We start from the raw sequence: 10,794 nt of genomic DNA, 5'->3' as shown, positions 1-10,794 counted from the left end.
CGTAGTCCGGATCGCAGTCTGCAACTCGACTGCGTGAAGTCGGAATCGCTAGTAATCGCGAATCAGAATGTCGCGGTGAATACGTTCCCGGGCCTTGTACACACCGCCCGTCACACCATGGGAGTGGGTTGCACCAGAAGTAGCTAGTCTAACCTTCGGGAGGACGGTTACCACGGTGTGATTCATGACTGGGGTGAAGTCGTAACAAGGTAGCCGTAGGGGAACCTGCGGCTGGATCACCTCCTTAATCGACGACATCAGCTGCTTCATAAGCTCCCACACGAATTGCTTGATTCATTGAAGAAGACGATAGAAGCAGCTTTAAGCTCCAAGCTGATAGCTCCAAGCTAACAGTTACAAGCTCGAAATTGGGTCTGTAGCTCAGTTGGTTAGAGCGCACCCCTGATAAGGGTGAGGTCGGCAGTTCGAATCTGCCCAGACCCACCAATTTTGTTATGGGGCCATAGCTCAGCTGGGAGAGCGCCTGCCTTGCACGCAGGAGGTCAGCGGTTCGATCCCGCTTGGCTCCACCATAAACTGCTTCTGAAAGCTTAGAAATGAGCATTCACTTTGAATGTTGATTTCTAGTCTTTTGATTAGATCGTTCTTTAAAAATTTGGGTATGTGATAGAAAGATAGACTGAACGTTACTTTCACTGGTAACGGATCAGGCTAAGGTAAAATTTGTGAGTTCTCTTTTAATTAAGAATGCAAATTTTCGGCGAATGTCGTCTTCATAGTATAACCAGATTGCTTGGGGTTATATGGTCAAGTGAAGAAGCGCATACGGTGGATGCCTTGGCAGTCAGAGGCGATGAAAGACGTGGTAGCCTGCGATAAGCTTCGGGGAGTCGGCAAACAGACTTTGATCCGGAGATCTCTGAATGGGGGAACCCAGCCATCATAAGATGGTTATCTTGTACTGAATACATAGGTGCAAGAGGCGAACCAGGGGAACTGAAACATCTAAGTACCCTGAGGAAAAGAAATCAACCGAGATTCCCTTAGTAGTGGCGAGCGAACGGGGACTAGCCCTTAAGTGGCTTTGAGATTAGCGGAACGCTCTGGAAAGTGCGGCCATAGTGGGTGATAGCCCTGTACGCGAAAATCTCTTAGTCATGAAATCGAGTAGGACGGGGCACGAGAAACCTTGTCTGAATATGGGGGGACCATCCTCCAAGGCTAAATACTACTGACTGACCGATAGTGAACTAGTACCGTGAGGGAAAGGCGAAAAGAACCCCGGAGAGGGGAGTGAAATAGATCCTGAAACCGTATGCGTACAAGCAGTGGGAGCAGACTTTGTTCTGTGACTGCGTACCTTTTGTATAATGGGTCAGCGACTTATTTTCAGTGGCAAGCTTAACCGAATAGGGGAGGCGTAGCGAAAGCGAGTCTTAATAGGGCGTCTAGTCGCTGGGAATAGACCCGAAACCGGGCGATCTATCCATGGGCAGGTTGAAGGTTAGGTAACACTGACTGGAGGACCGAACCGACTACCGTTGAAAAGTTAGCGGATGACCTGTGGATCGGAGTGAAAGGCTAATCAAGCTCGGAGATAGCTGGTTCTCCTCGAAAGCTATTTAGGTAGCGCCTCATGTATCACTGTAGGGGGTAGAGCACTGTTTCGGCTAGGGGGTCATCCCGACTTACCAAACCGATGCAAACTCCGAATACCTACAAGTGCCGAGCATGGGAGACACACGGCGGGTGCTAACGTCCGTCGTGAAAAGGGAAACAACCCAGACCGTCAGCTAAGGTCCCAAAGTTATGGTTAAGTGGGAAACGATGTGGGAAGGCTTAGACAGCTAGGAGGTTGGCTTAGAAGCAGCCACCCTTTAAAGAAAGCGTAATAGCTCACTAGTCGAGTCGGCCTGCGCGGAAGATGTAACGGGGCTCAAACCATACACCGAAGCTACGGGTATCACGTAAGTGATGCGGTAGAGGAGCGTTCTGTAAGCCTGTGAAGGTGAGTTGAGAAGCTTGCTGGAGGTATCAGAAGTGCGAATGCTGACATGAGTAACGACAATGGGTGTGAAAAACACCCACGCCGAAAGACCAAGGTTTCCTGCGCAACGTTAATCGACGCAGGGTTAGTCGGTCCCTAAGGCGAGGCTGAAAAGCGTAGTCGATGGAAAACAGGTTAATATTCCTGTACTTCTAGTTATTGCGATGGAGGGACGGAGAAGGCTAGGCCAGCTTGGCGTTGGTTGTCCAAGTTTAAGGTGGTAGGCTGGAATCTTAGGTAAATCCGGGGTTCTAAGGCCGAGAGCTGATGACGAGTTGCCTTTTAGGTGACGAAGTGGTTGATGCCATGCTTCCAAGAAAAGCTTCTAAGCTTCAGATAACTAGGAACCGTACCCCAAACCGACACAGGTGGTTGGGTAGAGAATACCAAGGCGCTTGAGAGAACTCGGGTGAAGGAACTAGGCAAAATGGCACCGTAACTTCGGGAGAAGGTGCGCCGGTGAGGGTGAAGGACTTGCTCCGTAAGCTCATGCCGGTCGAAGATACCAGGCCGCTGCGACTGTTTATTAAAAACACAGCACTCTGCAAACACGAAAGTGGACGTATAGGGTGTGACGCCTGCCCGGTGCCGGAAGGTTAATTGATGGGGTTAGCTAACGCGAAGCTCTTGATCGAAGCCCCGGTAAACGGCGGCCGTAACTATAACGGTCCTAAGGTAGCGAAATTCCTTGTCGGGTAAGTTCCGACCTGCACGAATGGCGTAACGATGGCGGCGCTGTCTCCACCCGAGACTCAGTGAAATTGAAATCGCTGTGAAGATGCAGTGTATCCGCGGCTAGACGGAAAGACCCCGTGAACCTTTACTATAGCTTTGCACTGGACTTTGAATTTGCTTGTGTAGGATAGGTGGGAGGCTTTGAAGCGTGAACGCCAGTTTGCGTGGAGCCATCCTTGAAATACCACCCTGGCAACTTTGAGGTTCTAACTCAGGTCCGTTATCCGGATCGAGGACAGTGTATGGTGGGTAGTTTGACTGGGGCGGTCTCCTCCTAAAGAGTAACGGAGGAGTACGAAGGTGCGCTCAGACCGGTCGGAAATCGGTCGTAGAGTATAAAGGCAAAAGCGCGCTTGACTGCGAGACAGACACGTCGAGCAGGTACGAAAGTAGGTCTTAGTGATCCGGTGGTTCTGTATGGAAGGGCCATCGCTCAACGGATAAAAGGTACTCCGGGGATAACAGGCTGATACCGCCCAAGAGTTCATATCGACGGCGGTGTTTGGCACCTCGATGTCGGCTCATCACATCCTGGGGCTGAAGCCGGTCCCAAGGGTATGGCTGTTCGCCATTTAAAGTGGTACGCGAGCTGGGTTTAGAACGTCGTGAGACAGTTCGGTCCCTATCTGCCGTGGACGTTTGAGATTTGAGAGGGGCTGCTCCTAGTACGAGAGGACCGGAGTGGACGAACCTCTGGTGTTCCGGTTGTCACGCCAGTGGCATTGCCGGGTAGCTATGTTCGGAAAAGATAACCGCTGAAAGCATCTAAGCGGGAAACTTGCCTCAAGATGAGATCTCACTGGAACCTTGAGTTCCCTAAAGGGCCGTCGAAGACTACGACGTTGATAGGTTGGGTGTGTAAGCGCTGTGAGGCGTTGAGCTAACCAATACTAATTGCCCGTGAGGCTTGACCATATAACACCCAAGCAATTTGCTTAAGAAGCGAGTTGCGGTGTGTGAAGACGATACAAACCGAAAGTTTGCGAACACACAAATCTATTACATACCCATTCGCTGGCACGTTGCACAAGCAACGGACTGGCTACCGAATTTCTTGACGACCATAGAGCGTTGGAACCACCTGATCCCATCCCGAACTCAGAAGTGAAACGATGCATCGCCGATGGTAGTGTGGGGTTTCCCCATGTGAGAGTAGGTCATCGTCAAGATTAAATTCCGAAACCCCAACTGCACATGCAGTTGGGGTTTTGTTTTTGCGCGTGGAAAAACTTGCGCTATCCAAGTAGCCGCCAAGGCGCCATTGATCAGCCGCGATGGAAATCCCCTCAAAGTCCGTGGGTGGTTTTTGGTATGGTGCAGCTCTTTTTAAAGGACTTGAGTTCATCCGCACGGAACAGCGTCGACCTCTATTCACCGAGAAGCTGTAGCAATGCCCGAAGCGATTCCGATCAAGGACCACGAGAAAGAAAGCCGCCTGGTCAACAAACGGCTGCTGGCCTGTGCCGTATTGGTGGTGGCCATCACCTGCGCCCTGGTGGCGCGGATGTATTTTCTGCAAGTGGTGGAGTTCGACTACCACTCCACCGTTTCCGAGAACAACCGCGTCCATGTGCTGCCGATCACTCCCACCCGGGGGCTGATCTACGATCGCAACGGCGTGGTCCTGGCGGACAACCGCCCCAGCTTCAACCTGACGATCACTCGCGAACGCACCACCGACCTCAAGGGCGAGCTGGGCACCGTGGTCGATCTGCTGCACTTGCCCCCGGAAGACCGCACGCTGTTCGACAAGGAGATGAAGCAGGCCCGTCATCCCTTCGTCCCCGTGACCCTGTTCTATGAGCTCACCGAAGAGCAGATCGCCGTGCTCGCGGTCAACGAATACCGGTTGCCCGGCCTGGACGTGGAAGCCCAGTTCGTCCGCCACTATCCCCTGGGCGCACACTTTGCCCACTCCATCGGTTACGTCGGGCGGATCAACGAGAAAGAAGCCAAGACCCTGGACTCGGTGGAGTACCGTGGCACCCAATCCATCGGCAAGACCGGCATCGAGAAATTCTACGAAGCCGAACTGCACGGTCATGTCGGCTATGAGGAAGTAGAAACCAACGCCCAGGGCCGGGTGATGCGAGTGCTCAAGCACACCGATCCGATCCCCGGGAAGAGCATCGTCCTGAGCCTGGACATCAAGCTCCAGGAAGCCGCTGAGGAGGCCCTGGGCGATCGCCGTGGTTCCGTGGTGGCCCTGGACCCGGCCACCGGCGAAGTCCTGGCCATGGTCAGCAAGCCAAGTTTCGACCCCAACCTGTTCGTCACCGGCATCAGCTTCAAGGAATACGCTGCGCTGCACGACTCCATCGACCGGCCCCTGTTCAACCGAGTGCTGCGGGGCCTCTACGCGCCGGGCTCCACCATCAAGCCGGAAGTGGCGATTGCCGGCCTCGATAGCGGCGTGGTTACCGCTTCGACCCGGGTCTTCGATCCGGGCTATTACCAACTGCCGGACTTCGACCACAAGTACCGCAACTGGAACCACAGCGGCGATGGCTGGGTGGACATGGACGCAGCGATCATGCGTTCCAACGACACCTACTTCTATGACCTGGCGCACAAGCTCGGCATCGACCGCCTGCACGACTACATGGCGATGTTCGGTCTGGGCGAGAAGGTCTCTCTGGACATGTTCGAAGAGTCTCCCGGCCTGATGCCCTCCCAGGCCTGGAAACGCGCCACCCGTCGCCAGCCATGGTTCCCGGGGGAAACCGTGATCCTCGGCATCGGCCAGGGCTATATGCAAGTCACGCCGCTGCAACTGGCCCAGGCCACCGCGCTGATTGCCAACAAGGGCGTGTGGAACCGTCCGCACCTGGCCAAGACCATCGATGGCGTGGCCCCGGTGGACGAGCATCCGATGCCCAACATCCTGCTGAAGAATCCCCGTGACTGGGATCAGGTCAACCACGGCATGCAGATGGTGATGCACGATCCCCGCGGTATCGCCCGCGCCGCGGCAGCCGGGGCGCAGTACCGCATCGCCGGCAAGAGTGGTACGGCCCAGGTGGTGGCGATCAAGCAGGGCGAGCGCTATGACCGTCTCAAGACCCGCGAGCGCAACCGTGACAACGCCCTGTTCGTGGGCTTCGCCCCGGCGGAGCATCCACAGATCGTGATTTCGGTGATGATCGAGAACGGCGAAGCCGGTGGTCGGGTGGCCGGCCCCGTGGTGCGGCAGATCATGGACGCCTGGCTACTGGACCAGAACGGCCACCTCAAGCCGCAGTACGCAGCCCCGGCCAAGGCCCCTGGCGATCCCCACGTCTGAATCATTTCAACATCAGGCTACCCGGCGCCGGCTCATGCTGACTGAGCATGTGCTGGATGCTCTGCAAAAACAGTACCTCGGCCCGGCTCATGCGCTGCTCGCGGTTCCACAGCAGGTGAATGTCGACATCGGCAATGCCTTCGTGTGGCGGCAGGCGCCACAGCAGCCTGGCGTCGACATCGGCGGCCACCACATGCTCCGGCAGGCAGCCGATGCCAAACCCGGCGATCACCAGGCGCCGTACTTCTTCCAGGCTCGGGGATGAGGCGACGATGCGTCCGCTGAAGCCCTGCTGGTCACGGAAGATGGTCAGCGGCGAGAGCATTCCGCCGATCTGGTCGCTGGTGAAACTGACGAAGTTCTCCCGTTGCAGATCGCCCTCGGCCACATCCACGCGGCCGAACAGCGGGTGGTGCTTGCCGCAGAAAAACGCATAGCGCTGACGCAGGAACAGCCGCTGTTCCAGGCGCGGCTGTGGCCGGCGGTTAAGGCTCAAGCCCAGGGTCGCGGTCTTTTCCTGCAGGGCGCTGACGATGTCCGAGCTGCGCATCACTTCCACCTCCAGATCGACCCGCGGGTGCTGACGATGGAAGTCGGCCAGGAAGTCATCGAAGCGTTCGCTGAAGATCCGGCTGATGATCAACAGCCGCACTTTGCCGATCACTTCGTCGGCGGGCTGTTCCAGCATGCTGCTGACCTGGGACATCTGGCCGTAGATTTCCCCGGCCAGGGCAAAGATCTGTTCGCCTACTTCAGTCAGGGCAAAGCGCGGCCCGCGCCGGGCGATCAACTGCCGCCCCAGCTGTTCTTCCAGACGTTTGAGGGCTTGGCTCACCGCCGGTTGGGTCAGGTGCAGGCGCGCCGCTGCGCGACTGATGCTCAGTTCCTGGCCGATCACCCGGAAGGTGCGCAGCAGGTTCCAGTCGAGGCGGTCATTGAGCAGGCGTCGGGCATCGCGGTCGGACATGGCAGGGCTCTGGATCGGGATCTGGGCGAATAATAAGCCAGGATAATAATCGAGATAACCAATAGAAAATTGACTAATTATCTGGCGAAACGGATAAATCCCCCCAGACAGGCGCCAGCAGAAGCCCCTGCGCTTGACCCCTTCTCCTGCCACAAAAATAACCAAAGGAGCCAACCATGAAGCCTTCCGCTTCGCCGCAGCCACGCCGGGCCGCGGCCGCCGCCTTTATCGGCACCATGATCGAGTGGTACGACTTCTACATCTACGCCACCGCTGCGGCGCTGGTGTTCGGTGCCTTGTTCTTCCCCTCCGACGACAAGCTGTTCAGCACCATGGCCGCCTTCGGCACCTTTGCCGTGGGCTTTTTCGCCCGACCTTTGGGGGGCATCATCTTTGGCCATATCGGCGACCGCATCGGCCGCAAGAAATCCCTGGTCATCACTCTGCTGATGATGGGCGTGGTCACGGTCTGCATCGGCCTGCTGCCAACTTATGCACAGATCGGTGCCCTGGCGCCGGTGCTGCTGATCCTGCTGCGCATCGTCCAGGGCATTGCCGTGGGCGGTGAGTGGGGCGGGGCGGTGTTGATGGCCGGCGAGCACGCGCCCAAGGGCCGGCGCAACTTCTTCGCGTCTTTCGCCCAGCTGGGCAGCCCGGCGGGGCTGATCCTTTCGCTGCTGGCCTTCAGCGCCGTGACCCGCCTGCCCGAGGACGCCCTGATGAGCTGGGGCTGGCGCCTGCCGTTCCTGGCCAGTGCGCTGTTGCTGCTGGTGGGCCTGGCGATTCGCCTGGGGGTCAACGAGTCGCCGGAGTTCCTCGCCAGTCGCGAGCTGGCGGCCAGGTCGCTACGAAAGGAGCAGGCTCCGGTAATGGAGGTGCTGCGCACCGCCTGGCGTCCCTTGCTGCTGTGCATCGGCGCCAACACCCTGGGGATTGCCGGGGTGTATTTCACCAACACCTTCATGATTGCCTACACCACCCAGCAACTGGAGATACCTCGTTCACTGATCCTTGAATGCCTGTTCGTGGTGGCGCTCATCCAGTTCTGCATCCAGCCCCTGGCCGCCTGGGCCGCCGAGAAAATTGGCGCCACGCGCTTTCTCTGCCTGGTGTCGCTGTTGGCCATGGCCTCGCCCTATCCGATGTTCGTGCTGGTGAGTTCCGGGCAGGCGCCGCTGATGATCCTCGGCATCGCCCTGGCAGTGGTGTGCATGGCCTCCTTCTACGCGGTGATCGCCGGTTACGTCAGCGGCATGTTCGAGACCCGGGTGCGCTACACCGCGATCTCCCTGGCCTATCAAGTCTGCGGTGCCCTGGCCGGTGGCCTGACCCCGCTGATCGGCACCTGGCTGGCCCACAGGTTCATCGGCCAATGGTGGCCGATGGCGCTGTTCTACAGCCTGATCGCCGCAGTATCGCTGGTCTGCGTGCTGGCTCTGTCTCGCCGCCATGCCCAGGCCCATCGCCTGGAAATGGCGTCCAACGCTTGATTGTCTGGAGAAACGATCGATGTTGAAAATCAATGGCCAACGCCTCTGGGCGAGCCTGATGGCCATGGCCGAAATCGGTGCCACGGCCCGTGGCGGCAGCTGCCGCCTGGCCTTGAGCGATGAAGACCGGGCTGGTCGCGAACTGTTTGCCCACTGGTGCACCGAGGCCGGCATGAGCCTGAGCGTCGACCCCATCGGCAACCTGTTTGCCCGGCGCCCCGGGAGCGACCCGGACGCTGCCCCGGTGATGATGGGCAGCCACCTGGACACCCAGCCCGAAGGCGGGCGCTTTGATGGGGTCTACGGTGTGCTGGCCGGATTGGAAGTGGTACGCACGCTCAATGACCTCGGGATCCAGACCCGCAAGCCCCTGGAAGTGGCGGTCTGGACCAACGAGGAGGGCGCGCGTTTCACCCCGGCGATGTTCGGCTCGGCGGTGTTCACCGGGGTCATGGCCCTGGACGCCGCCCTGGCGGTGCGTGACGCCGATGGCATCAGCGTCGCCCAGGCCCTGCAGCGCACCGGTTATGCCGGCAGCCGGCCCCTGGGCGCAGCGGTGGATGCCTACTTCGAAGCCCATATCGAACAGGGCCCGATCCTTGAAGACAACGCCAAGAGCATCGGCGTGGTCAGCGGCGGCCAGGCCATCTGCTGGCTCGATGTGCAGGTCGAAGGCCTGGCGGCCCACGCTGGCACCACGCCGATGCCGCTACGCAAGGATGCGCTGTACGGCGCGGCGCAGATGATTCTTGCAGTGGAGCAGTTGGCAGCGGATTTTGCCCCCCAGGGTCTGACTACCGTGGGCGAGCTGAGCATCGCCAAGTCGTCGCGCAATACCATTCCCGGCCTGTTGAGCTTCACCGTCGACCTGCGCCACCACCAGGATCGGCAGATCGCCGCCATGGAGCAGCAGGTCGAGGAACGCCTGCAGGCCATCGCCGGCCAGCGCGGGCTCAAGGTCAGTATCAGCCGGCACTGGGTCAGCCCGGCCACGCCATTTGATGCCGAGTGCGTGGCGGCGGTGCAGCAGGCGGTGGATGGCCTGGGCTACCCTCAGCAGTCCATCGTCAGCGGCGCTGGCCACGACGCCATCTTGCTGGCCCGCTATTGCCCGACGGCCATGGTGTTCATTCCCTGTGTCGGTGGCCTGAGCCACAACGAAGCCGAAGACGTGTTGCCCGAGGACGTGCGCCAGGGCGCCGATGTATTGCTTAACGCCGTGCTGGCCCGTGCTGGCCAGGTTGAATAAGGAGAAGGTCATGCGCAGTTTTTTCCACCCCGAACAGTTGCTCCACCATCCACGCAGCTACTACTCGCGCGGCCAGATGCGCATACCCCAGGAGGTTCCGGAGCGCGCCCAGCGCCTGGTGCAGGCCGCACACTCCCTGGGTTTTGCCGTCGAACAGCCACGGGATGCCGGGATGGCACCGTTGCTGGCGGTACACGGCGCGCCGTACTTGGCGTTCCTGCAGGATGCGCACCAGGGCTGGAAGGACATCCCCGAAGACTGGGGCGATGAGGTGATGTCCAACATCTTCGTGCGTGAGCCCAATGCCCTGCGCGGGGTCCTGGCCCAGGCCGCGTGCTACCTGGCCGACGGTAGTTGCCCGGTGGGTGAGTCGACTTGGCGTGCAGCCTACTGGTCGGCGCAAAGTGCCGTCGCCGGGGCCCAGGCGTTGCTCGACGGTGAGTCGGCGGCCTACGCCTTGTGCCGCCCGCCGGGCCACCACGCCCGGTCCGAGGCGGCCGGGGGCTTTTGCTACCTGAACAATGCGGCGATCGCCGCCCAGGTCCTGCGGGACAAATACGCCCGGGTGGCGATGCTGGACACCGACATGCACCACGGCCAGGGCATCCAGGAAATCTTCTACGAGCGCGCCGATGTGCTGTATGTCTCGGTGCACGGCGACCCGACCAACTTCTACCCGGGGGTGGCCGGGTTCGCCGAAGAGCGTGGCGCCGGGGCGGGGGAGGGCTACAACCTCAACCTGCCGATGGCCCATGGCGCCAGCGAAGGGGATTTCCTCGCCCATCTGGAACAGGCCCTGGTGGCGGTGAAGGCGTTCGATGCCGAGGTGCTGGTGCTGTCTTTGGGGTTCGATATCTATGAACTTGACCCGCAGAGCAAGGTGGCAGTGACCCGGGACGGCTTCGCCATCCTTGGCCAGCGAATCCGCAGCCTGGGCCTGCCGTGCCTGATCGTCCAGGAAGGCGGCTATCACCTGGAAAGCCTGGAAGACAACGCCCGCGCCTTCTTCGCCGACAGCGCCGCCTGGGCCCTTTAGGACCGGCCGGACGGCGTTCCGCTCAA

5 protein-coding genes, 2 tRNA genes and 3 rRNA genes (1 of these 10 only partly in view) are annotated in these 10,794 nt (G+C 59.3%); 9 read left to right on the top strand and 1 reads right to left on the bottom strand.

All coding sequences use genetic code 11. From position 1 onward, the window contains the following. The 6 genes from ABCR88_RS22865 to mrdA form a co-directional block, all read left to right on the top strand. Positions 1–247 (top strand): 16S ribosomal RNA (locus tag ABCR88_RS22865); it begins 1,292 nt to the left of the window's first position. Positions 248–370: 123 nt separating this feature from the next. Then, positions 371–447, top strand: a tRNA-Ile gene (locus ABCR88_RS22860). A 10-nt stretch (positions 448–457) separates the two neighbouring features. After that, positions 458–533: transfer RNA gene (locus ABCR88_RS22855), tRNA-Ala, on the top strand. Between the two features lie 233 nt (positions 534–766). Next, positions 767–3,658 (top strand): 23S ribosomal RNA (locus ABCR88_RS22850). A 138-nt stretch (positions 3,659–3,796) separates the two neighbouring features. Further along, positions 3,797–3,912: ribosomal RNA gene (rrf, locus tag ABCR88_RS22845) — 5S ribosomal RNA — on the top strand. The 16S, 23S and 5S rRNA genes sit together here with 2 tRNA genes alongside, the layout of an rRNA operon. A gap of 221 nt (positions 3,913–4,133) precedes the next feature. Then, a complete protein-coding gene (mrdA, locus tag ABCR88_RS22840) occupies positions 4,134–6,026 on the top strand; it encodes a penicillin-binding protein 2 (protein WP_350403593.1) in 1,893 nt (630 codons plus the stop codon). A gap of 1 nt (position 6,027) precedes the next feature. Here mrdA and ABCR88_RS22835 read toward each other — a convergent pair whose 3' ends face one another. Next, a complete protein-coding gene (locus tag ABCR88_RS22835) occupies positions 6,028–6,993 on the bottom strand; it encodes a LysR family transcriptional regulator (protein ID WP_350403592.1) in 966 nt (321 codons plus the stop codon). 176 nt (positions 6,994–7,169) lie between these two features. On the opposite strand from ABCR88_RS22835, the gene ABCR88_RS22830 reads away from it, so the two are divergent. Genes ABCR88_RS22830 through ABCR88_RS22820 form a run of 3 tightly spaced genes read left to right on the top strand, consistent with a single transcriptional unit; the run spans position 7,170 to position 10,768 of the window. Further along, on the top strand, positions 7,170–8,483 hold the full coding sequence (locus ABCR88_RS22830) for an MFS transporter (protein WP_041119297.1): 1,314 nt from the start codon (positions 7,170–7,172) through the stop codon (positions 8,481–8,483). A 19-nt stretch (positions 8,484–8,502) separates the two neighbouring features. Beyond that, positions 8,503–9,732, top strand: a complete 1,230-nt coding sequence (locus tag ABCR88_RS22825) for a Zn-dependent hydrolase (protein WP_053152963.1) — start codon at positions 8,503–8,505, stop codon at positions 9,730–9,732. 10 nt (positions 9,733–9,742) lie between these two features. Continuing rightward, positions 9,743–10,768 (top strand): histone deacetylase family protein, encoded by a 1,026-nt coding sequence (locus tag ABCR88_RS22820; protein ID WP_350023038.1) that lies wholly within the window; start codon positions 9,743–9,745, stop codon positions 10,766–10,768. Positions 10,769–10,794 lie beyond the last annotated feature (26 nt).

The organism is Pseudomonas sp. W17, from assembly GCF_040268305.1.
Classification (GTDB): domain Bacteria; phylum Pseudomonadota; class Gammaproteobacteria; order Pseudomonadales; family Pseudomonadaceae; genus Aquipseudomonas; species Aquipseudomonas protegens.
This window is presented reverse-complemented; position numbering and strand designations above follow the sequence as displayed.